25 protein-coding genes and 1 pseudogene are annotated in these 20,311 nt (G+C 42.2%); 16 read left to right on the top strand and 10 right to left on the bottom strand.

The features are described from left to right. Positions 1-26: 26 nt before the first annotated feature. Complete coding sequence (locus tag ACIQZD_RS01655; protein WP_034308217.1) at positions 27-200, bottom strand: hypothetical protein; 174 nt, start codon at positions 198-200, stop codon at positions 27-29. A 305-nt stretch (positions 201-505) separates the two neighbouring features. Here ACIQZD_RS01655 and ACIQZD_RS01650 point away from each other — a divergent pair, with 305 nt between their 5' ends. After that, positions 506-667 (top strand): hypothetical protein, encoded by a 162-nt coding sequence (locus tag ACIQZD_RS01650; RefSeq protein ID WP_402897541.1) that lies wholly within the window; start codon positions 506-508, stop codon positions 665-667. Between the two features lie 44 nt (positions 668-711). Here the strand turns inward: ACIQZD_RS01650 and zwf are convergent, their stop codons facing one another. Further along, positions 712-2,211: a glucose-6-phosphate dehydrogenase gene (gene zwf / locus ACIQZD_RS01645; RefSeq protein ID WP_230176988.1), complete on the bottom strand. Its 1,500-nt coding sequence runs from the start codon at positions 2,209-2,211 to the stop codon at positions 712-714. 232 nt (positions 2,212-2,443) lie between these two features. Here zwf and rnz point away from each other — a divergent pair, with 232 nt between their 5' ends. The 5 genes from rnz to ACIQZD_RS01620 all read left to right on the top strand — a co-directional run bounded on the left by rnz (position 2,444) and on the right by ACIQZD_RS01620 (position 7,300). Further along, entirely contained in the window at positions 2,444-3,385 is a 942-nt protein-coding gene (rnz, locus tag ACIQZD_RS01640; RefSeq protein ID WP_402897539.1) for a ribonuclease Z, read from the top strand. 63 nt (positions 3,386-3,448) lie between these two features. Continuing rightward, on the top strand, positions 3,449-4,264 hold the full coding sequence (locus ACIQZD_RS01635) for a squalene/phytoene synthase family protein (RefSeq protein WP_230176986.1): 816 nt from the start codon (positions 3,449-3,451) through the stop codon (positions 4,262-4,264). 207 nt (positions 4,265-4,471) lie between these two features. Further along, positions 4,472-5,467 carry an ABC transporter substrate-binding protein gene (locus ACIQZD_RS01630; protein ID WP_101222497.1) on the top strand — a complete coding sequence of 332 codons (996 nt, stop codon included), beginning with the start codon at positions 4,472-4,474 and terminating at the stop codon, positions 5,465-5,467. A 32-nt stretch (positions 5,468-5,499) separates the two neighbouring features. Next, positions 5,500-6,531: an ABC transporter permease gene (locus tag ACIQZD_RS01625; protein ID WP_402897534.1), complete on the top strand. Its 1,032-nt coding sequence runs from the start codon at positions 5,500-5,502 to the stop codon at positions 6,529-6,531. Next, positions 6,506-7,300, top strand: coding sequence for an ABC transporter ATP-binding protein (locus ACIQZD_RS01620; protein ID WP_137016145.1), 795 nt, complete (start codon positions 6,506-6,508; stop codon positions 7,298-7,300). Before ACIQZD_RS01625 ends, ACIQZD_RS01620 begins: the two co-directional genes overlap by 26 nt. A gap of 151 nt (positions 7,301-7,451) precedes the next feature. On the opposite strand, the gene ACIQZD_RS01615 is transcribed toward ACIQZD_RS01620, so the two are convergent. Beyond that, entirely contained in the window at positions 7,452-8,003 is a 552-nt protein-coding gene (locus ACIQZD_RS01615; RefSeq protein ID WP_402897532.1) for a MerR family transcriptional regulator, read from the bottom strand. A gap of 283 nt (positions 8,004-8,286) precedes the next feature. Here ACIQZD_RS01615 and ACIQZD_RS01610 point away from each other — a divergent pair, with 283 nt between their 5' ends. Further along, positions 8,287-8,718, top strand: coding sequence for a VOC family protein (locus ACIQZD_RS01610; protein ID WP_402897530.1), 432 nt, complete (start codon positions 8,287-8,289; stop codon positions 8,716-8,718). Between the two features lie 73 nt (positions 8,719-8,791). Here the strand turns inward: ACIQZD_RS01610 and proC are convergent, their stop codons facing one another. Next, positions 8,792-9,637 (bottom strand): pyrroline-5-carboxylate reductase, encoded by an 846-nt coding sequence (proC, locus tag ACIQZD_RS01605; protein ID WP_133347699.1) that lies wholly within the window; start codon positions 9,635-9,637, stop codon positions 8,792-8,794. 513 nt (positions 9,638-10,150) lie between these two features. Between proC and ACIQZD_RS01600 the strand changes: the two genes are divergently transcribed. Together ACIQZD_RS01600 and ACIQZD_RS01595 are read left to right on the top strand one after the other, a co-directional pair. Next, positions 10,151-11,119: an MBL fold metallo-hydrolase gene (locus ACIQZD_RS01600; protein WP_402897527.1), complete on the top strand. Its 969-nt coding sequence runs from the start codon at positions 10,151-10,153 to the stop codon at positions 11,117-11,119. 23 nt (positions 11,120-11,142) lie between these two features. After that, positions 11,143-11,934 (top strand): SDR family NAD(P)-dependent oxidoreductase, encoded by a 792-nt coding sequence (locus ACIQZD_RS01595; protein WP_241663219.1) that lies wholly within the window; start codon positions 11,143-11,145, stop codon positions 11,932-11,934. Between the two features lie 157 nt (positions 11,935-12,091). Here the strand turns inward: ACIQZD_RS01595 and ACIQZD_RS01590 are convergent. After that, positions 12,092-12,308, bottom strand: a pseudogene (locus ACIQZD_RS01590) (IS5/IS1182 family transposase); the annotation flags it as partial. Between the two features lie 350 nt (positions 12,309-12,658). Here ACIQZD_RS01590 and ACIQZD_RS01585 point away from each other — a divergent pair. Further along, the gene (locus tag ACIQZD_RS01585) at positions 12,659-13,186 is read left to right on the top strand and encodes a DUF3221 domain-containing protein (RefSeq protein ID WP_402897525.1); all 528 of its coding nucleotides are present in this window, start codon (positions 12,659-12,661) and stop codon (positions 13,184-13,186) included. Between the two features lie 50 nt (positions 13,187-13,236). Here the strand turns inward: ACIQZD_RS01585 and ACIQZD_RS01580 are convergent, their stop codons facing one another. After that, positions 13,237-13,890 (bottom strand): C40 family peptidase, encoded by a 654-nt coding sequence (locus tag ACIQZD_RS01580; protein WP_402897523.1) that lies wholly within the window; start codon positions 13,888-13,890, stop codon positions 13,237-13,239. Between the two features lie 414 nt (positions 13,891-14,304). On the opposite strand from ACIQZD_RS01580, the gene ACIQZD_RS01575 reads away from it, so the two are divergent. From ACIQZD_RS01575 to ACIQZD_RS01565, 3 genes are all read left to right on the top strand, one after another. Further along, positions 14,305-15,564: a Y-family DNA polymerase gene (locus ACIQZD_RS01575; protein WP_402897521.1), complete on the top strand. Its 1,260-nt coding sequence runs from the start codon at positions 14,305-14,307 to the stop codon at positions 15,562-15,564. A 26-nt stretch (positions 15,565-15,590) separates the two neighbouring features. Further along, complete coding sequence (locus ACIQZD_RS01570; RefSeq protein WP_101222486.1) at positions 15,591-15,923, top strand: YolD-like family protein; 333 nt, start codon at positions 15,591-15,593, stop codon at positions 15,921-15,923. Positions 15,924-16,116: 193 nt separating this feature from the next. Beyond that, the gene (locus ACIQZD_RS01565; protein WP_402897519.1) at positions 16,117-16,443 is read left to right on the top strand and encodes an iron-sulfur cluster biosynthesis family protein; all 327 of its coding nucleotides are present in this window, start codon (positions 16,117-16,119) and stop codon (positions 16,441-16,443) included. A 38-nt stretch (positions 16,444-16,481) separates the two neighbouring features. On the opposite strand, the gene ACIQZD_RS01560 is transcribed toward ACIQZD_RS01565, so the two are convergent. Beyond that, a complete protein-coding gene (locus tag ACIQZD_RS01560; protein ID WP_402897518.1) occupies positions 16,482-17,381 on the bottom strand; it encodes an alpha/beta hydrolase in 900 nt (299 codons plus the stop codon). 130 nt (positions 17,382-17,511) lie between these two features. Here ACIQZD_RS01560 and ACIQZD_RS01555 point away from each other — a divergent pair, with 130 nt between their 5' ends. Beyond that, positions 17,512-17,772 (top strand): YqkE family protein, encoded by a 261-nt coding sequence (locus tag ACIQZD_RS01555; protein ID WP_095389715.1) that lies wholly within the window; start codon positions 17,512-17,514, stop codon positions 17,770-17,772. Between the two features lie 166 nt (positions 17,773-17,938). Then, entirely contained in the window at positions 17,939-18,376 is a 438-nt protein-coding gene (locus ACIQZD_RS01550; RefSeq protein ID WP_402897516.1) for a MarR family winged helix-turn-helix transcriptional regulator, read from the top strand. Between the two features lie 45 nt (positions 18,377-18,421). On the opposite strand, the gene ACIQZD_RS01545 is transcribed toward ACIQZD_RS01550, so the two are convergent. Beyond that, positions 18,422-18,847 carry an Ohr family peroxiredoxin gene (locus ACIQZD_RS01545; protein WP_053535641.1) on the bottom strand — a complete coding sequence of 142 codons (426 nt, stop codon included), beginning with the start codon at positions 18,845-18,847 and terminating at the stop codon, positions 18,422-18,424. A 73-nt stretch (positions 18,848-18,920) separates the two neighbouring features. Between ACIQZD_RS01545 and ACIQZD_RS01540 the strand changes: the two genes are divergently transcribed. Further along, complete coding sequence (locus tag ACIQZD_RS01540; RefSeq protein ID WP_402897514.1) at positions 18,921-19,076, top strand: hypothetical protein; 156 nt, start codon at positions 18,921-18,923, stop codon at positions 19,074-19,076. Between the two features lie 34 nt (positions 19,077-19,110). Here ACIQZD_RS01540 and ACIQZD_RS01535 read toward each other — a convergent pair whose 3' ends face one another. Then, positions 19,111-20,019, bottom strand: a complete 909-nt coding sequence (locus ACIQZD_RS01535) for an aldo/keto reductase (RefSeq protein ID WP_402897512.1) — start codon at positions 20,017-20,019, stop codon at positions 19,111-19,113. 56 nt (positions 20,020-20,075) lie between these two features. Next, positions 20,076-20,237 (bottom strand): Z-ring formation inhibitor MciZ, encoded by a 162-nt coding sequence (gene mciZ / locus ACIQZD_RS01530; RefSeq protein WP_076365517.1) that lies wholly within the window; start codon positions 20,235-20,237, stop codon positions 20,076-20,078. Positions 20,238-20,311: the final 74 nt, after the last annotated feature.

The following is a 20,311-nucleotide window of genomic DNA, read 5'->3' as shown; positions in this document are numbered from 1 at the left end:
TTCCCTTTTAAGCCGGCTTTTTTTTACTATCTCCGATGCTCTACAAGGTCAATGACCCCTAGTACAACATGTGCCAAACCGAAACCAAAAACTGTATTAGCTACCATTTTGTTTGAGCCCCGGGTCTGCTTCATTGCATAACCCGCAGCTGTCACGGCTGTGCCCAAGGCTGTTGGAATTAATCCTTCACGAATGTCCATCGTTTAATCCCTCCGCATCGAAGTTAGTGGTGCCGTCACTGGCGCCTTTTCTAGTGTAACCTTAGCAAGGACTTACCATTCTATTTCTATAAAGAGGTTGGAAGGGTAAAAATGGTAAAGACGAACTAGTTGTAAATAGTTCCAATTAATTTACCTTTTTTAGGGAAAACATAGTATGATGTATGTCATTCATCCTTGGCTTTTTAGGTTTAAACACCTGCGGAAAAAGGAATATAAACATTGAAAGAGATGGACGGACCGTAGGATACAGTAGGCAGATAGAAGAGAGAAGGAGCGGGTGACTTATGTTCATCATCTGGTGGGCTGTAGCCATATTTTTATTTTTCATCGCCTTAGAATTCGGTGTTTCATTTTGGCTCAATTCGGAAGTAAAGGAAGAAATGTCCAAGCCAAAGGAAATGTATAATATTATCCGTGATAAATTGCTGAGGAAAAGTGTTTCATGAATGAAAAAAGGGATGCAGATTCAAATCTGCGTCCCTTCTTCATTTCAATCATTATTATTTTCGTTTTTCTTGACTTGCCACCAAATATGTCCATCTTCTGCCAGGAGTTCATCGGATGCAAGTGGACCTGTGGATCCAGCTTCATAGTTAGGGAAAGACTCGTCTTTAGTGTTTTCCCATGCATTGGAAATGGTATCGACGAACTTCCATGAGAGGGCAACCTCGTCCCAGTGCGTAAAGTTTGTAGCATCCCCGCGCATGCTGTCAAACAATAGCTTTTCATATGCCTCGGGAGAATTGATGTGTTCGATCCCTTTGTTCGAGACGGTCAGCTTCATTGGCTTTGTATTGGATGTCGTCCCGGATTTCTTCACATTTAGGTACAATGTGATACCTTCGTCAGGCTGGATATTAATAACGAGAAGGTTCGGGTTCAGTGTTTCTTCCGTTTTATAATACAGGTTCATTGGGATATCTTTGAATTGAACAACGATATTCGTTGATTTGACATCCATTCTCTTACCGGTGCGGATATAAAAAGGAACACCGGCCCATCGGAAGTTATCAATCATCAATTTACCCGCAACATATGTCTCTGTGTTGGATTCCGGATTTACGTTATGTTCATTGCGGTAGGCCGGAAGTGTTTGACCGTCTATCGTTCCTTCACCATACTGGCCACGGACGAAGTATTGATTGACTTCGTCCACTTTCATTGGTCGAAGTGAACGCAATGCCCGCACTTTTTCGCTTCGAATCTCTTCTGTAGTCAAAGCGATCGGGGGTTCCATGGCTAGCAAGGCCACCATTTGCAGCAGATGGTTTTGGACCATATCCCTTAGGGCGCCGCTGGTTTCATAATAACGCCCGCGTTCTTCAACGCCAAGTGTTTCGCTTGAAGTAACCTGGATGTTGGATATATATCTGTTATTCCAAAGCGGCTCGAATAGGGCATTGGAAAAACGGATGACCTCAATATTTTGTACCATTTCCTTACCTAAATAATGATCGATACGGTAAATTTCATCTTCAGCGAATGCAGTTCGGATCTGCTCATTCAATTTTTGTGCTGTTTCGAAACTGTGTCCAAATGGCTTTTCTATGACCAGGCGCTTATATCCATCCGTGTCACTCAGGCCTTGTGCTTTAATCTGTTCGGCAATCGTTCCGAAAAACTCAGGCGCCATCGCCAAATAGAAGATCCTGTTTCCTTCTAATTGATATTGTCCGTCTAATTGTTCGGCAATGTCTTTTAACTGCAGGTATGATTCCGAGCTGGAAACGTCGTGGGAGTGATAATGGAAATGGGAAATGAATTCGTCGACCTTTTCTTCCGCATGTCCGAACGTAAGTATCGAGTCCTTGACACTTGTTTGAAACTCCTCGTTCGTCAATGGCCTCCTTGCCACTCCAACGACGGCGAACTTATTGATTTTCTCTTTTTGAAATAGTCGATATATGGAAGGAAACAATTTCCTTTTCGCTAAATCTCCGGTAGCACCAAAAATCATGATCAATGCTGTGGGTTTATTGTTTTCTGTCATGTTTAAAACCTCAACTTTCCGTTAAATCTGTCTATAAAGTTGGAATTCCCGTATGTGTACCAATTTCTAATTTTACGTTTAGCTTTCCCTCAAAGCAATCAATTTGCGCATTTTTTTCTCTATATTTCATTAAAAGTTTAATTTGGTTTCGGTTTTAATGGGTCATAAATGAAAGAGCACCTTGGTTATGCTATAGTTAAGTCATAAAGTATTTGCAACGGAGGTAGTATGAGTGGATTTCGTTTTATTGGGTACAGGCGCTGGCGTTCCGGCTAAAGCGCGTAATGTGACATCAATCGCCCTTCAATTATTGGAAGAACGTGGGACGGTTTGGTTATTCGATTGTGGGGAAGCAACACAGCATCAAATATTAAAAACGGCGGTCAAACCGCGAAAGGTTGAAAAGATCTTCATCACCCATTTACATGGTGACCACATCTTCGGACTACCTGGATTTTTAAGCAGCAGATCTTTTCAGGGCGGAGTGGATAAATTGACCGTATATGGTCCACAAGGCATAGATGCATTTATTATGACGAGCTTACAGGTGAGTGGAACTCATTTAAAATATCCCTTGGAAATCATCGAAATAGAAGAAGGCGAAGTGTTTGAGGACGAACAATTCACAGTGACGGCCATGTCGCTTGATCATGGCATTTATAGCATCGGTTACCGGATTGTGGAAAAAGATCGTCCTGGAAGCTTACTGGTCGACCGGCTGCGGTCTGAAGGTGTGAAGCCGGGTCCTCTTTTTAAAGCATTGAAAAATGGACAAACGGTCTGTCTCGATGATGGCCGTGTCTTAAATGGGAAGGACTATATCAGTGCTCCGCAAAAAGGCCGGATCATCACGATTCTTGGTGATACAAGAATGTGCAGCAATGCGCTCATTCTTGCTGAATCGGCGGATTACCTTGTTCATGAAGCTACATTTTCAGCGGAAGAAGCGGAAATGGCATCAGCCTATTATCATTCGACCACCGTTCAGGCTGCAGAAACGGCTTTGAAAGCGGGAGCTAAGCATCTAATCCTTACGCATATCAGCTCACGGTATACTCCGGAGGATGCTGAGAGGCTAAAAGAGGAAAGCGAAGCGATTTTTCCAAACACGATTATGGGTGAAGATCTAATGGCCATTAAAATTCCTTTGTATTCAGAGGAATCGGGCAGCTGAAATCAAAGCCAATGTTTGATATAATTAATCAATTGTTCATTGGATATTTAAAGGAGTGTAAATATGACTGACAAAAGTGCCCTACATACTAAAGCAATGGATTTTCTCCTAAAAACAAGCCGGACTTTTTTCATTCCGATCAGCTATCTTCCAAAGGGATTACAAGAGGCCATTGGAGCTGCATACCTTTGCATGCGCGCCATCGATGAGATCGAGGACCACCCAGGTCTTCCAGCAGATATTAAGGTTTCCCTGTTACAGGCTCTTAGTGAGCTTGATGCGGATTTCAGGGAAGAAGATCTTCAATCGTTATTTGAACCATATAAGGATGATCTGCCCGAGGTGACCCTGTTTCTTTCGGACTGGATTGAATTTTGTCCTCCCGGTGCAAAATCCAAAGTCTTGGAGTCGACTAAGGAAATGGCCGAAGGCATGGCAAAATGGGTTACTAAGGACTGGCAAATCCATAATGAAGAGGAACTCGATGATTACACATATTATGTAGCAGGTTTAGTGGGGGTCATGCTGTCCGATATGTGGAACTGGTACGATGGAACCGAAACGGACCGTGAACTTGCCATCGCATTTGGCCGTGGACTCCAAACGGTCAATATCCTGCGTAACCGTGAGGAAGATGCAGAACGTGGTGTGAACTTTTATCCGGATGGCTGGGGTTTCGACGAGATGCTTGCCCATACGGAACATAATCTTGCATTAGCCGATGCGTACATTGGAGAGATTGAAACGAAAGAGATCATCCAATTCTGTAAAATACCCTTGGAATTGGCAAAAGCCACATTGAAAGCCCTAAAAGAAGGCAAAGAAAAAATTGATCGTGCTACAGTTACCGAAATTGTCAGCCAGGTCGTTGAACACTGATTTTTCATAAAGCTGCTGTGAAAGTTACCATACCTTTCACAGCAGCTTTTTTCATGTTTAATATCTAGAACTCAAAAAATTCTAAAAAGTTAAAAAATATATTGGAATAATTGGGACTAAACGATTATAATTTAGGACATAAAAGCGAAAAAAGCTGGCGTCGTTAGAAAAACATTATTTTAAATAAGGAAAAAACGGGGGGAAAATATGAAAAAGAAATTATATTCAACTGCAGCCATGACATTGGTCGCAGGTTTATTATTGGCTGGGTGTGGAAATGACAAGGAAAAAGATACGGCAAAGGATGAAAGCGGAAAGGATACCTTCAACATTGGGGTAACGCAAATCGTTCAGCATGATTCCCTGGATCAAGCATATGAAGGATTCCAGGCGGCACTGAAGGACAGTGACATCAATGCCAAATATGATCTTCAAATTGCACAGGGTGACCAAAACAACAGTCAGACGATTGCCAATAATTTTGTTGGGGATAAAGTGGATCTGATATTTGCAAATTCGACTCCTAGTGCTCTAAGTGCTTTAAATGCGACCAAGGATATCCCAATCGTCTTTACATCGGTTACCGATCCTGTAGCGGGGGAGCTTGTTACTTCTTTGGAAAAACCAGGCGGAAACGTGACGGGTACGACGGATTCCCATCCTGAAGCCATTGCAAAGTCAATGAAATTCCTAGCGGAAGAGCTTGGGGCGAAGACAATTGGAACTGTCTATAATACAGGGGAGCAAAATTCAGTCGTCCAAATAAAGAATGTGAAAGCGGAAGCGAAAAAAGCTGGTTTGAAAGTCGTGGAAGCATCCGTCTCGACTTCAGCGGATGTTAAACAGGCAACCGAATCTTTAATCGGAAAAGCGGATGCTTTCTATATCATTACTGATAATACAGTTGTCTCGGCACTGGAATCGGTCATTTCCGTGGCAAATGATCAAGATATCCCATTGTTTGTCGGCGAACTTGATTCCGTAAATGCTGGCGGTTTTGCAGCATATGGCTTCAGTTACTATGATATTGGTTATGAAGCGGGGCAAAAAGCGGTTGAAATCCTGAAGGATGGTAAAAAACCTGGAGATATCCCGGTTCAATATCCACAAAAACTGAAATTGGTCATCAATGAAAAAGCAGCAAAAGATATGGGTGTTGAAATAAAAGAAGAATGGAAAGCAGATGCTGAGTTTGTAAAATAAACTCTGCTTTTGTTCGGGGAAGGAAGAAAAAAATGTTCTCAGCCTTATTCAACTCTTTTGAGTCGGGAATGATTTATGCGATCATGGCACTCGGTGTTTATTTAACATTCAGGATTCTCGACTTCCCGGATATGACTGTGGAAGGCAGTTTTGTGACAGGGGCCTCTGTTGCCGCCATTATGATCGTTAACGGTTTCTCGCCGATCGTTGCCACGTTGAGTGCCATGGTGGCAGGGTTCATTGCTGGGACGATAACGGGTTTCCTGCATACGAAAGGGAAAATCAATCCTCTCTTGGCAGGTATCTTGATGATGATCGCGCTCTATTCGATCAATTTGAGGATCATGGGAGCATCCAACATACCGTTGCTTTCTCAAACAACCATTATCACGAATATCCAGGATGCCTGGGCTGGCACCGGGCTGGACAATTTGTTGAATGGTCTTTTATCCTTCGTGGGTCTCGGTGACAGCCTGCCAAAAACGTGGGCCATATTAATCGTTATGCTGATTGTGGCTGTAGTCATCCAAGCTGGAATGTCAGCTTTTTTAAAAACGGAAATTGGTCTTGCCTTACGTGCGACAGGTGATAATGAAGCCATGGTCAAGAGTTTTTCCGCCCATACCGGCAACATGAAGATTCTGGGACTTGCAATCGGAAATGCACTTGTGGCTTTTTCGGGATCCTTGGTTGCCCAATATAACGGTTTTAGCGATATAGGCATGGGGATTGGAATCATTGTCATCGGATTGGCATCCGTCATAATCGGTGAGGCCCTATTTGGTGCAAAAACGATTGCACGTGCGACGCTGGCGGTCATTGGAGGGGCGATCATTTACCGAATCGTCGTAACTTTGGCCCTTCGCGTAGAATTCCTTGAAACGGGTGATGTTAAATTAATTACGGCACTTATTGTGGTCGGGGCACTTGTCATTCCTAAAATTTCCGATAAACAAAAGGAAAAAAACCGGAAGAAAAGGCGGCTTAAAGAAATACAGATGCGCCATGATGGGACTTTACCGAAAGGGAGGGAAGAATATGCTTCGGTTAAATCAGATTTATAAAGTTTTCAATGAGGGAACACCAGATGAAAAGTTAGCCCTTGGAAATCTGGAACTGCAGATGACAAAAGGTGAATTTGTAACAGTCATCGGAAGTAATGGAGCAGGTAAATCGACGTTGATGAATATGATTTCCGGTAAAATTCTCCCTGATGCAGGTGAAGTCATCATCGATGGTGAAAACGTATCGGCCATTGAAGAACATGCCCGTGCAAAAATGATTGGCCGCGTTTTTCAGGATCCCATGCTGGGTACGGCACCACATATGACGATTGAAGAAAATATGGCGATTGCCTATGGCAGAACCAATAAAAGAGGTTTAGGCTTTGGGGTGACAAAAAAACGGAAAGAACTTTTTAAAGAGTGTTTGGGCACCCTTCATTTAGGCTTGGAAAATCGGATGACTGCAAAAGTGGGATTATTATCAGGAGGGGAGCGCCAGGCACTATCATTGCTGATGGCGACCTTCACCGACCCTAAAATCCTGCTACTTGATGAACATACAGCAGCACTTGATCCTTCACGGGCAGAGCTCGTTACAAACCTGACGAAGGAAATCGTCGAAAAGAACCAGTTAACGACGTTGATGGTGACTCATAATATGCAGCAGGCAATCGATCTTGGAAATTCCTTGATTATGATGGATAAGGGACAGATCATTTTTGAAGCCAGAGGCGCTGAAAAGCAGAAGCTAACCGTCGAAAAACTGCTTAACGAATTCCAGCGCATTAAAGGCGAAAAAATGCTCAATGACCGTGCAGTGTTGATTTAAGATGATGAAAAGGCCCGACCCAGGTGAGATTAACCTTGGGTCAGGGCCTTTTTATTTTGGGGTAATTAATAAGATCAGGTCCTATTACTGAAGAAATGCTTTGCATAAGAAAATGGCTATCGTGGGGTGCTCTCATGAAAGAAAATCGATGTTAATCGCTGTCGGCTGTGCTCCATGATGAACTATCGTTCTTTCTGTTTCCAAAAATCATTTTTATGAATGGCCTTTTCTTCGTCTTTTTAGTGGCAGCAGCTTCTTCAGCCGCGAGGAAATAATCAAAGTTTTGACCCATTGGTTTTTCTAACGCTTCGATCCGGGCTTCAAGCTTCTTAACGAGTTTGTGCATTTCTTCCATTTCACTTCTGTGCTGTAAAAGCTGATAGGATACAACATCGTCCGCTTTTGTTTTCAGTCCATTTTCAAGCCGGATGATGCGTTCTAGCAGTTGATCATGTTCTTTATTCGGTTCGGAGTGTTTCTGGATGGTTGCTTTTCTAAGCTTCTTCTCTGAGATGCTTACCTTTTGGAGAATGATGCCCTCGTTCAGCTGATCTTGGATTTTTCTCAATAATGCAATGTCTTCATCCGAAAACTGGTAGTGGCCAAGCTGATTCCGTTCTACTTCCATGTTCAATTGGGTGACCCAGCGTTGAATCGTACTATGGGAAACATTCAGTAACCGGGCAACTGCACTTGTATTCATCGAGATTCCCCCTTTTGGTTGTTGAATTCGATAAGTATGAGGAAATTCCTTTACAGTTGACAAAACATGTATTCATTCGGCAAAGAAAGTGGAATTCCTACGTTATTTGCATGAGGGGCAATCCAAGGTGGATTTCCCCGTGGATTGCTTTTTGCAAATGGTAGCGTTGTTAGGAGCTTTTTGAAGCATTTGTGAAGGCGTGGCTGATGGTAATCTAGCTAAAAAGGGAAATGTGATGTAGATGTCGAATTTACCCTTAAAACATGGAAAAAGGAGGTCCAGTATGAACAGGATCAACATTATAACTTTAGGTGTCAGGGATATTGCTGAATCATTAAGGTTTTACCGGGACGGGTTGGGATTTCATACAACGGTTAAAGAGGACGGACCCGCAATCGTTTTTTTTAATAATACCGGAACGAAACTTGCTTTGTATCCTTTAGAGGAGCTAGCAAAAGACATCAATGAGAAAGAACCGCCTAAGAAAAATGGTTTCCCGGGTCTTACTCTTGCTTATAATGCTAAATCAATTGAAGAAGTGAATGATGTGATCAACAAAGCTGAAAAGGCCGGGGGAACAATCGAAAAATCACCTCACGATGTTTTTTGGGGAGGGTACAGCGGATATTTTTCAGACCCCGATGGTTACTATTGGGAGGTTGTGTATTCCAAGGATTGGAATTTTGATGAAAATGATATGCTGATTATAAAGTAACGCACACTACGGAAGGATTACCCCTTAGAAAAAAGGGCTGTTGCCTGGCAACAGCCGATCATCATCATGCACCTTACTGCGAAACTACATATTTGGCTAGTTCTTTACTTATTTGATTGCCCATTCGCTTCGATTGCTCAGTCGCTTCTTGTACACAGGCAATGAATGCTTCTTCCACTTGATGTGCTTGAAGTGCTTTCAGACCTGCTTCAGTCGTTCCGCCTGGTGAAGTTACTTCCTTTCTTAGTACGGCAGGCGTTTTAGGTGATTTCTGTAACATATCGGCCGCACCCATCAGTGTCTGGAGAATCAATTGCTTAGCGGTTTCGGAATCGAGACCTATTTTTTCTGCTGATTTTTCCAATGCCTCGACCAAGTAATAAATATAAGCCGGACCGCTGCCTGATAGGCCTGTTACCGCATCTAGCTGGGTTTCGTCGACAACTGCCACTGTACCTACCGTTTCAAAAAGGGTAATCGCCGTTTGTAATTGCGCTTCTTTCGTATGACAGTTAGCCGCAAGGGCCGTTGCTGATTTTCCTACAGCTGCCGATGTATTAGGCATGGCACGGACGATTGAGAACCGCTTGTTGGCGATACCTTCCAAGCTTGTTGTATGAACCCCGGCAACAACGGAAATGAACAGCATTTCTTCACGAATATATTCTTTTATTGATTGCATAGTTTCTAAAATATCTTTCGGTTTCACCGCCAGCACGACAAGGTTTGCATCCTGTACTAATAGCTGCAGCGATCTTGTGGCAGTTACACCATATTGGTTCTTTAAATAATCGAACCGATCATCATTTGATTTATTTGTTACAAAAATATTTGCTGGTTCAATTACCTGTTGGGTCACCAGCCCCGAAATGATTGCTTCTGCCATCGATCCAGCTCCGATAAACGCGATTTTTTTCATATTTCCCGCTCCTTTTTCTTTTAAAGTTTTCAGCCTTTTTTTGGAAAACAAAAAGACCCCTCATCCAATAAAGGACGAAAGGTCTAGCTTCCGTGGTACCACCTTTGTTCAACTTTCCCATAATAAATAAACAGAAAAGCTGCACTTGAATCCTCTAACGCGGGAATTACGTCAGGTTTTCCTGAAGGCTCATAAGGTAGGTTCAATAATGAGGGGGCGATGAAGCCTTTCAGCACATTCCAAGCTTCACTCTCTTTACGCCATCAAAAATTTACTTGGCCTTAATCAAAGCCATGCCGTCTTTAATTACTTGTGATTATGAAGGATATATTAGCACTCTGTCAATGATAATATATGCATGGACGAGAAAAAATAGACATGAATTATGTGAAAATAATGACAGTAATTAAAAATACATGTAAAATGGTAATTATACATGATAAGTATACTTAGAATTCTGTTTAGTGTATAAAAAGTTTTATATAAATATAATTTTCTAAGGTGGAAAAGATTATGGCGAATTGGAATGGAGATATTGCAAAAATTGCTTTGCCCACGCCGTTTGCAGTGGGTGATGTGAATGTTTATGTAGTTAAAGGGGATGCTTTAACGCTAATCGATACTGGAGTGAAAACAAAACGATCAAAGGAAGCCTTGACTAACGGGCTTGGGGATTTGGGTCTGAAACTGACTGATATCGAACAAATCATTTTAACCCATCATCATCCTGATCATGCTGGTGGACTCGATTTCTTTGAAAAAGAGATCCCGGTTTATGGACACAAAAACAATCAGCGCTGGCTGACTATCAGTGATGAATTCCTTGAAACCCATAATCGTTTTTTCCTTGATTATGCCACAAAGTTCGGAGTGGCAGAAGAGCTGAAAAATAAACTGATCCATAACCGTGACGAAATCAGTTTCCTTAGTGAACGGAAGCTGCATGGATATTTGGCTGAGGGAGATGAGCTCCCTGGTCTTCCAGGCTGGAAAGTGATCGAGACTCCAGGGCATGCGCAAAGCCATTTATCCTTTTACCGGGAAAGTGACGGGGTCATGATCGTTGGCGATCATTTGCTTGCCAAGATTTCACCTAATCCATTAATGGAACCACCTTTACTTCCCGGAGGCATGAGGCCTCGTCCGTTACTGCAGTATAATGCATCACTTCAGAAATTATTGGATTTTTCCATATCCACCGTTTACTCCGGACATGGATCTGAAGTGGATGGAGATGCGGTTGCCGACTTGATTCACTATAGATTCGAGCGGCAGCATAACCGTGCCATGCAGGTGAAAAGCATGCTTCAAGATAAGCCTTTATCGGTCTTTGAAGTATGTCAGCAGCTTTTTCCGAAAGTATACCTTCAGGAAGTGGGCCTGACACTTTCGGAAACGGTCGGTCAGCTGGACTATTTAGAAGACTTGGGTGAAGTCGAAACAGAAATCCAATCAGGGGTCATTCTGTATTCAATCGCTTAATGTTCGTAAGGAGGCTCACTTTTTTGAATAAGTTGCAAGGCAAAGTCATTGTTATTACCGGTGCTTCCGGAGGGATTGGCAAGGAAGTTGCCATTCAAAGTGCAAAGCAGGGGGGCCGTCTCGTCCTCTTGGCCAGAAGCATGGATAAATTACTACAGCTAAGGAATGAACTGATCACCCAATATGGGATTGATGCATATGCCTATAAGCTTGACGTGGCAGACACTGATCAGGTGACAAATGTATTTAATGACATCCATGCGCAAATAGGTGAAGTGGATGTGTTGGTCAACAATGCTGGTTTCGGCACGTTTAAAGAAGCGCAGGATACGGAATTAAATGAAACGAAAGCAATGTTTGCTGTCAACGTCATTGGATTGATGGCCTGCACAAAGCTGGTTCTTCCGTATATGAAGCAGAGAAAATCGGGGCATATCATCAATATCGCTTCACAGGCCGGTAAAATCGCCACTCCTAAATCAACATTGTACTCATCGACCAAGTTCGCGGTTCTTGGCTATTCAAACGCACTTCGGCTTGAGCTGATGGAAGATCATGTTTTTGTGACCACCGTCAATCCTGGTCCCATAGAAACGAATTTCTTTAACATTGCGGATGAATCAGGTACATATTTAAAGAATGTTGAAAAATTCATGCTTAAGCCTGGAGATGTCGCTGCTAAAATCGTAGCGGCGATGCTGACCAATAAGAGGGAAATCAATCTCCCTGGCTGGATGAATTTTGCTGGGATATGGTATAACATGTTTCCAAAGATCACCGAAACATTAGGAAAAAAAGCATTTTTTAAAAAGTAAGCTAGACTTTCGATGCCGGAAGGCGAAAGATGGTCTAATAATAGTCAAGGGGGAATGTCGATGACATTCCCCTCAGTTTGTTGACAAAAGGGTTTCGGAATGGTCTCATTCCGAAACCCTTTTGATTTTTATTGAATTTGAAGCAGTTATAGAGAATCTTACTTTCCGTACATTGTGCTAAAAAGGAACACATTGAGCAAATATGTTTCGGTGATTTATTACTCACGATAACCCTCTTTCGTGGTTGTAGAATATTTCAAGGATTCACCTGCCGTGTAAAGGTAACAGTCAAAGAATTCATCGAAAACATATTCATGTTTACGAAAGAATCCTTCTTTTGTGCATGGTCGTGTATATGGTAAGTCAGGAGTAAGCTAATCAGTGCAGAACACGTTTTCGTTGATCCACACATTATAAAACACCTGCGATTCTATTTTAAAACAAAAAAGACTGTAGGCAAAAGGAGTTTTATCTAACTGTTAAAACAAAGTTGATTGGAACGAAAGGTGCGAGACTCCTGCGGGAAAACGCGTCCAAGGGAGACCCCACAGGCGCAAAGGCGCCGAGGAGGCTCCCGGACCGCCCGCGGAAAGCGAGTGCCCTACGTTTCAATCAACGTTCGAATTTTGACATTCCCCTTTATATGAATAACGGAAGTTTTATTCTGAATGAATTGGTAACTATTTCATGGGGAATCCGTCTATTTCTAGTAGGAGGGATTTGTATGAAGAGGATTGTAAACCTTTATATATCCATATTCGTTGCCTTTATTCTGGGTAGCTGTCAATCCACTGATTGGAACATGGATGAAGCCATTGATAAGGGGGAAGAAGGTTTCATTACGGATCTTGACGATAAAAGGATTTTGATTAAAGAGACGTATTATAAGGTGACCACTGATACATCCATTCAAGATCAACATGGTAATGACCTCGATTATTCCGACCTGGAAATCGGGATGAAAGTGAAACCATGGCACCGGGGCGGGGTGAAGGAATCATTTCCTGGGAAAGCGGAAGCGGAACTGATTCTTGTTTTGACGGATGAAAAAAGCTTGGCCGAACAAAGGGCGGTCACTGCTGCCCTCGATCATGTCAGCAAAGCGGAAAGTCAGCGTTTCATGGTTCTCGAAGTCGTCCATTTACCCTCAGAGCATGTTTATAATATCGAAATGATGAACCGTTCCAACTTGGACTCTTCATTCGTGGTGACAGTAGAGGATTTAACGGATGAAATATTATATATAAAATAAAACAGCCGGACTGAATCACTATGAATTCTGTCCGGTTGTTTTATGGGATTTTATAAAGTTTTCGCACCTAAATATTTTGGTTTCCAATAAGAATTATCCATATCCGTGATGGTTATTCCTTTAGAAGACGTAGCACTGATGAATTGACCATTTCCGATATAAATCCCAACATGGGATACCCCTGTTCCAGAAGTATTAAAGAATACAAGATCACCCTTAGCTGGTGAAGATACTTTTAACCCTGTATTTGAATAGAGCAATGATGTTGTACGCGGCAAGGTAATTCCTTGTGATTTCTGGAATACATAATAGACGAAGCCTGAGCAGTCGAATCCAGTCGGTGTCGTCCCGCCCCATTTGTAGGGTGTGCCTATTAAGGTTTTCGCATAGCTGATCAGGGTTGTATTGTTGACATTATAAACACCAAGCGCATTGAACGTGTTCCGGCCGGCAATTCCGTCAGCAGTTAACCCTTTAGATGTTTGGAATTTTTTTACTGCAGATGTAGAATAGGTGCCGTAATATGTAGTCAGTGAACCTGTATATGTGAAATAACCTTTGGTTTTTAAAAGTTGTTGTAGTTGTTTGACATCGCTATGTGTCATTCCGGGTCTGAGGGTTTGGTCTCCAATATTTGCAAAGGCTTGCAGTGGGGTTAGCATCATGGCTGATGCAACAGCAGCTGAAGCGATCCATTTCTTCATAATTTTCATTTCCTCTCTATCTATCTCTCTAGTATTGTTAACAATATTATCCTACAATACCATTATGACAATTAGACATAATTTTGGTTACAGTTTCATTACAAAAAATGAGCAGTTAGACTGAATTTAAAATAGACGAAAGCCTGTTGAAAAGGGTGGAAAAATATAAAAAAACTAAGGAAAAGGATCCATTAAAAATTATTCAAGCTGCCAATTGATTCTTTTTTAAAAAAACTATTTGGATATTCAGTTTAAATTTGGTATTTAAACCATTTTTAGTATCTATTATATTTTTCAAGGAAATTACATTAAAAAGTAGAAATTTGTATGAAAACTTCCATTGAATAAGAACGTATATTCGGTTAAAGTTATGAATATAATAAAAGCGAACGTATATTCTTGTTAGGGTGAGAAATGATGGATTATGGGACGATGCCGAAACAATCAATTATGTGTATCGATATGAAAAGTTTTTATGCAAGCTGTTCAGCGGTCATGCTTGGTCTGGACCCGCTTGATTGTTATCTGGCGGTGGTTGGTGATTTGAAGAGGACAGGGAGCATTGTGCTGGCGGCTTCCCCAAAGATGAAGAAGGAATTTGGCATCAAGACAGGTTCGCGGATGTTTGAGATCCCGAATGATCCGAGGATTGTCGTCGTTGAACCTAAAATGGCGACCTATTTAAGGGTTTCGACGGAAATCACCCGCTTGTTCAACCGTTATGTGCCCAAAGAAGCGATTCACGTATATAGTGTGGACGAAAGTTTTGTGAAAGTCGATGGTGCCGTTTCTTTATGGGGAGATGCCCGGATGATAGCTGAAAAGATAAAGGATGAAATCGAACGGGAATTACAGCTCCCCTGTGCCATTGGAATTGGACCGAACATGCTTATGGCAAAACTTTGCCTTGATTTGGAAGCCAAACATAATGGGATTGCAGAATGGAAGTATGAGGATGTGCCAAGCAAACTTTGGCCGATTTCCCCGCTTCGTGAAATGTGGGGGATCGGCAGGCGCGTAGAAAAAACCCTTCATGGAATGGGGATATTTACGGTTGGACAGCTTGCCAATTATGATCTTGAATTACTTGAAGCGAAGTTTGGAATTATGGGCAATCAGCTTTACCACCATGCGTGGGGAATAGATTTATCCGATATGGGGGCAGCGATCATCGAAGGGCAGGTGAGCTTCGGCAAAAGTCAAATCCTGCTGCGGGATTATAAGGAGGAGCATGAGGTAAAGCAGGTCATGCTGGAAATTTGCGAAGAAGTTGGAAGAAGGGCACGCACCCATCGCAAGGCAGGAAGGACGGTGAGCCTAAGCATTGGTTACAGCAAGGACGAGTTCGGCGGAGGTTTCCAACGTTCGCGTTCGATTAGCGAACCGACCAACATTACGATGGAGTTATATAAAGTTTGCCTGGAGCTTTTTCATGAGAACTATAAGCAAAAAACGGTTCGGAGCATAGAGGTCAGGCTCTCGAATATTGTGGATGATAACGAAATGCAGCTGACTTTATTCGATGCTTCGCGCTGGAAGAAGCGGGAATTGAGTTACACGGTTGATCGAATCCGCCATAAATATGGAGCCAAATCGTTATTGCGTGCCGTTTCGTATACAGAAGCAGGTACAGCCGTTTACCGAAGCAAGCTGCTTGGTGGGCATAAGGCGTAAGGTTGACTTCGAAGGGAGGGAAAAGAATGATACGTGATCGGGGCCGTATCAAATGGACATCGATGATGTTGCCGGAGCATGTGAAGATGCTTCGGGATTGGGTGGTGGAGGATGGCTATGAAACGAAGCGCATCCTGGATGAGCAGCAACTGGAAGAAATGAATGCGGTAATGGGGGAAGCGATGGAGGAAAGAAAGGATGTCACGATTGCTCATTATGAAGGAAACCGGTATCAGCTGTTAATCGGCAGGATCCATTATTATAATGAGCTCACCCAAAAGCTTCATATCGTCGATCGGTTTCAGCAGGCTCACTATATCAGGCTTTCCGATATAGCGGATGTAAGGATAATGGAATGATGAGCGGAAGGGCTGTTCCCAAGGGACAGCCCTTCAAAACGGCATCGTGAAGGAATCGGCATTTGTTAGCACGGTCAATGAAGAAAGTGACTTTCGTGTCGGCTGACGCTTGCAAAGGAAGGCAGTTTCTTTAACAGAAGCGTATTTATCGTTTATAATGGGGGAAAGGAAAGACATCGGGAGGCGTGCAATCATGTATATTGAATGGACGGAAACAGCGGCTGAGAAAATGGCCGATAAGGTACAGGGACAAGAAGGATATTTACAATTGAAATATGATACTGATGGCTGTGGCTGCGTGGTAAGCGGTGTGACCGCGCTATGGTGGGTCAACGAACCTGAAGAAGGTACCGAAAAAGTGGAAACAAACGGGATTCCGCTATATGTGGAGAAATCAAAAATGATTTTTCTTGATGAAGTCATGAAAATAGACTTTGTTCCGGAAGCGAACAGCTTTCAATTAAAAAGTCCGAATCAAATCTTGAATCCGAGGATGAGCTATTTTAATAAAATCGACTAAAAGCAAAGAGGGGATCTTGGATTCCCTCTTTTTTCTTCTCAGACAAGTTTTAGAAACTGATCGATTTGATCTTCATATTCTTTTGGATTTTCATTATAAGATTGGGCGTGGGCCCCTTTTTTAGCGATGTAAAGCTGCTTCGGGCCCTCTTTTGCTGCATATAATTCCGCTGTCATGGAAGCGGGAATGAAACTGTCATTTTCACTATGGATGAAGAGCACCGGGTTTCGGATATTTTTTATATAATCGATTGGGGACACTTCATTGGTCCAATATCCGTCACGGAGTTTGATGAACGTACGCCCAAGCGGAAACACGGTCCAGGAAGGGAATGGGACTACATGCTTGAGCTGGTGTTTGATTTGATCCTCGAAATTTGAAAATGGACAGTCGGCAATGTAAAAATCAGCACCATCTTCAAGCATTCCGGCATATAAAAGCAGGGTAACGGCCCCCATGGATTCACCATGAATGCCAATATGAAGGTCGGGACCTTTACGTCTTTTCAATTCATCGATTACGGCCTTCAGGTCGAATTTTTCATAATGTCCGTAACTGCTCGTCTTGCCACCGGAATCCCCATGCCGGCGGTGGTCATAAATGATCGCATTGAAGCCCCGCTTAAGAAAAATATTCATGTACTTAATCGAATTGACTTTGTTTTCCGTCACACCATGAGAAATGATCACCCACTTATTGGTGTCATGCGGTTCGATAAACAAGCATTTCAAGGAATATCCGGATGGTGACGATACCCAAATTTCCGTTTTAGGCAGATTATCAAAATCCTCCCGGATCAGTCGTTTAGCCATGATTTCACGATTCTGGATAAAATCATCTTCCTTCTTTTTCATGTACATGATCCGATTGGAAAAATAAATGCCGACGCCGATGATATACGACAGGATTCCGGCGAGTGTAAACCACCATTTCTTCATGAAAGGTCCTCCTAGGTTGATTTTCTTTATTTTACCATGTGGGAAATGGGAAAACACTGTTTGAAAACCATGACGAGGAAAACGGCAGTCGTGATATAATAATTTCATAAATGGCCAGGAGGTTTTAAGGATGAAAAAGAAACAGCCGCGAAATCAAAATCAAAGCAAAAACCAAGATAAAGATTCATCTTCATTGAAACTTGGAGATATGATCAATCAAGATATCATGTCCCAGCTTCGTCAAAAGCAAAAGGAACTTAATGAGGCTGAACAAGAAAAAAGGGCAGCGGAAGAAGAAAAGAAACGCGAAGAAAGAAAGCGGCGGGAGAAGAATAAATCATTTGAAGAACTATTGGGTGAAAGCAATCTGAACTGGAAGAACTATAAATGACGGACAGGGAGCAGTTTAAGTTTTAAGTGGGCTGGCTCCCTTTTTCTGTTCAGGAAGACCATTCCTTGCTGATACTCCTTTATTTTATAAAGTATAACGATTATATTAAAGATAAGTTCGATATGATTTCATATCGGATGGACTACTACTATTAGCTGGTGATATGATGCAAAGTAAAATAGAAAAAGTGCTGGAAGACCAATTATGTTTCCTGCTTTATGCAAGTTCAAGGGAAATGACGAAGAAATATAAACCGCTGCTTGATAAACTTGAAGTGACATATCCTCAATATCTGGTCCTGCTTCTATTATGGGAACAGGATACACTTACAGTAAAAAAACTAGGGGATCTCCTTGCCCTCGACTCAGGAACGCTTACCCCCATGTTGAAACGAATGGAGCAGAATGGCTTGATTGTCCGTGAACGTTCGACTGAAGATGAACGGTCTGTCATGATTAAGTTGACGGAAAAGGGACTTGGTTTACAGGAAGAGGCCTGCTTCATTCCCGATCGCATTTCGGCTATGTCGGGTGATGATAAGAAGGTGGTTGAGGATTTAAAAGCTTCCCTGATCCAACTATTGAAAACTTTACAGCAATTTTAGCAAAGAAAAGACGCTTGGGGTTCCCCAAGCGTCTTTTTGTCGGATTTAATCTACATCTATTTCAAAGGCGACGTCCACATTGCCGTTGATTGCTTTTGAATAAGGACACATTTGATGTGCTTTATGAACAAGGGTTTCGAATGTCTCCTTATCAACCCCGGATCCCTTCACAGCCAAAGTTACAGCCAAGCTGTACTGATGCATCTCACCCATCAATAGGCTGACGCTTGCGGTGACTTTGGAATCGAAGGAAACGCGTTCAATTTTACCAACTGATTGCAAAGCACTATCAAAACATGCAGCATATCCAGCTGCAAAAAGCTGTTCCGGATTAGATGCTTCAGGCATCTGTTTAGCCCTTGGTGTTCCAGGCATCGCAATATCAACCGTGAAGTTGCCGTCAGCAGAAATAGCCGTTCCTTCTCTTCCGCCATCAACTGTTACAGACGTTGTAAATAATGTTTTTGTCATCATTTTTTCTCCCTTACCTTCTTATTTTAATTGTGCACAATTGAATTGTATAATACTTAGTTTGTGTTGTCCAATGAAAAATTTCAATTGGTATGAAGTAAATTTGGTTTGGAAAGGGATTAAGAATGATGGGAAACCTGAAAGCGGTACAGAAGCAGTATGGCGAAAAAAACGTTGGAACGGAAAAGGGCTGCCTATCACGTTGTTAAACGGAGATAGTGCAGCCTGATTTATTTGAAACATTTAGTTTAGTTCTATTCTTTTTAATCCCGGTGACTTTCATATTTGTTCGCTTTGGTCAACTGCTTTAAGATATCCAACTCGGTTTTGGACAGTGAAGGACTGTTAGCGGCCTGGCAGTTCTCACGGAGCTGCTGTACTGAGCTTGCTCCTGGTACAACGGTAGCGACGCTTGGATGGGACAATACATATTGAAGTGCCGTTTCATTCAACTTCCTATCGGAAAGTTTGTCCTTTATTTGCGGAAGCAAATCTTTAAGTTCGTGATAGCCATAGTCAAGGTATCCATCCTCATTTGCCTTTTCAAGCATTTTTTCACTGAGCAGCCCTTTGGCAAGCGGGCCACGGGCGATAATGCTGATCTGTTTGCTGGCCAAAAGGGACATCCACTCTTCTGGGCGGCGGTCGAGTAGATTAAACTGCATCATCACGGAATCAAGCTCAGACTTTTCAGTGAATTCCTTGATCACATTCGGACGAATCGAGGAAATTCCATAATATCGGATATAGCCTTCTTTTTTCAAATCTTCAAATGCTTCTACCGTTTCTCCGATATTGTCTGAAATGGTGCCGCCATGTAACTGATACAGATCAATATAGTCAGTCCCCAATCTCTTTAAGCTATCTTTTACTGCCGTTTTAATATATTCGCCAGATGGATCCCAGCTCCAGGAATCTTTGTTTTCATTCCAGCGGTTTCCGACCTTGGTGGCTATGTATACCTTATCGCGGACCGATTTTAAATTCTTTCCGACGATTTCTTCATTCATGCCGAAATCATATAAGTCAGCAGTATCAAAATAATTGATTCCTTCATCTAAAGCGGCCTGTATGATTTCGGATGCCTGATTTTCAACAGTCCCCAATGACATGCATCCGAGCCCGATTTCAGAAACTAGCAAGTCTGAATTTCCTAGTCTGCGTTTTTTCATGTTATCCACTCCCTTACATTTCATTGTAAAGGAGAAATCCATTTCACTCAAAGAATTCACTTGATCCGTTTTAAAGGAGTGGGCGGCACCTGATCGTGTATGTCGGCTATCCAATCATTGATATAGACATATTGATTTTGCAATTGTTTTAGTTTTTGAAGGATTTCCCAACTCTTTCCGGATAAAGTAACGCTTTTTTCCAGTACGTAAACTTTCATTAAATCGCCCTCCATCTCTATTATGGTAAAATGTATGAGGAATCATGCTGCAATTAGAACAGAGGAGTGGTCAG

Source organism: Peribacillus sp. NPDC096447 (genome assembly GCF_044762725.1).
Taxonomy (GTDB): Bacteria; Bacillota; Bacilli; order Bacillales; family DSM-1321; genus Peribacillus.
This window is presented reverse-complemented; position numbering and strand designations above follow the sequence as displayed.

Bases quoted from the DNA above. Each gene is read 5' to 3' on its own strand.
- ACIQZD_RS01655 (WP_034308217.1), bottom strand. From the start codon at position 200: ATGGACATTCGTGAAGGATTAATTCCAACAGCCTTGGGCACAGCCGTG.
- ACIQZD_RS01650 (WP_402897541.1), top strand. From the start codon at position 506: ATGTTCATCATCTGGTGGGCTGTAGCCATATTTTTATTTTTCATCGCC.
- zwf (WP_230176988.1), bottom strand. From the start codon at position 2,211: ATGACAGAAAACAATAAACCCACAGCATTGATCATGATTTTTGGTGCT.
- ACIQZD_RS01635 (WP_230176986.1), top strand. From the start codon at position 3,449: ATGACTGACAAAAGTGCCCTACATACTAAAGCAATGGATTTTCTCCTA.
- ACIQZD_RS01630 (WP_101222497.1), top strand. From the start codon at position 4,472: ATGAAAAAGAAATTATATTCAACTGCAGCCATGACATTGGTCGCAGGT.
- ACIQZD_RS01625 (WP_402897534.1), top strand. From the start codon at position 5,500: ATGTTCTCAGCCTTATTCAACTCTTTTGAGTCGGGAATGATTTATGCG.
- ACIQZD_RS01620 (WP_137016145.1), top strand. From the start codon at position 6,506: ATGCTTCGGTTAAATCAGATTTATAAAGTTTTCAATGAGGGAACACCA.
- ACIQZD_RS01615 (WP_402897532.1), bottom strand. From the start codon at position 8,003: ATGAATACAAGTGCAGTTGCCCGGTTACTGAATGTTTCCCATAGTACG.
- ACIQZD_RS01610 (WP_402897530.1), top strand. From the start codon at position 8,287: ATGAACAGGATCAACATTATAACTTTAGGTGTCAGGGATATTGCTGAA.
- proC (WP_133347699.1), bottom strand. From the start codon at position 9,637: ATGAAAAAAATCGCGTTTATCGGAGCTGGATCGATGGCAGAAGCAATC.
- ACIQZD_RS01600 (WP_402897527.1), top strand. From the start codon at position 10,151: ATGGCGAATTGGAATGGAGATATTGCAAAAATTGCTTTGCCCACGCCG.
- ACIQZD_RS01585 (WP_402897525.1), top strand. From the start codon at position 12,659: ATGAAGAGGATTGTAAACCTTTATATATCCATATTCGTTGCCTTTATT.
- ACIQZD_RS01580 (WP_402897523.1), bottom strand. From the start codon at position 13,890: ATGAAGAAATGGATCGCTTCAGCTGCTGTTGCATCAGCCATGATGCTA.
- ACIQZD_RS01575 (WP_402897521.1), top strand. From the start codon at position 14,305: ATGATGGATTATGGGACGATGCCGAAACAATCAATTATGTGTATCGAT.
- ACIQZD_RS01570 (WP_101222486.1), top strand. From the start codon at position 15,591: ATGATACGTGATCGGGGCCGTATCAAATGGACATCGATGATGTTGCCG.
- ACIQZD_RS01565 (WP_402897519.1), top strand. From the start codon at position 16,117: ATGTATATTGAATGGACGGAAACAGCGGCTGAGAAAATGGCCGATAAG.
- ACIQZD_RS01560 (WP_402897518.1), bottom strand. From the start codon at position 17,381: ATGAAGAAATGGTGGTTTACACTCGCCGGAATCCTGTCGTATATCATC.
- ACIQZD_RS01555 (WP_095389715.1), top strand. From the start codon at position 17,512: ATGAAAAAGAAACAGCCGCGAAATCAAAATCAAAGCAAAAACCAAGAT.
- ACIQZD_RS01550 (WP_402897516.1), top strand. From the start codon at position 17,939: ATGCAAAGTAAAATAGAAAAAGTGCTGGAAGACCAATTATGTTTCCTG.
- ACIQZD_RS01545 (WP_053535641.1), bottom strand. From the start codon at position 18,847: ATGACAAAAACATTATTTACAACGTCTGTAACAGTTGATGGCGGAAGA.
- ACIQZD_RS01540 (WP_402897514.1), top strand. From the start codon at position 18,921: ATGAAAAATTTCAATTGGTATGAAGTAAATTTGGTTTGGAAAGGGATT.
- ACIQZD_RS01535 (WP_402897512.1), bottom strand. From the start codon at position 20,019: ATGAAAAAACGCAGACTAGGAAATTCAGACTTGCTAGTTTCTGAAATC.
- mciZ (WP_076365517.1), bottom strand. From the start codon at position 20,237: ATGAAAGTTTACGTACTGGAAAAAAGCGTTACTTTATCCGGAAAGAGT.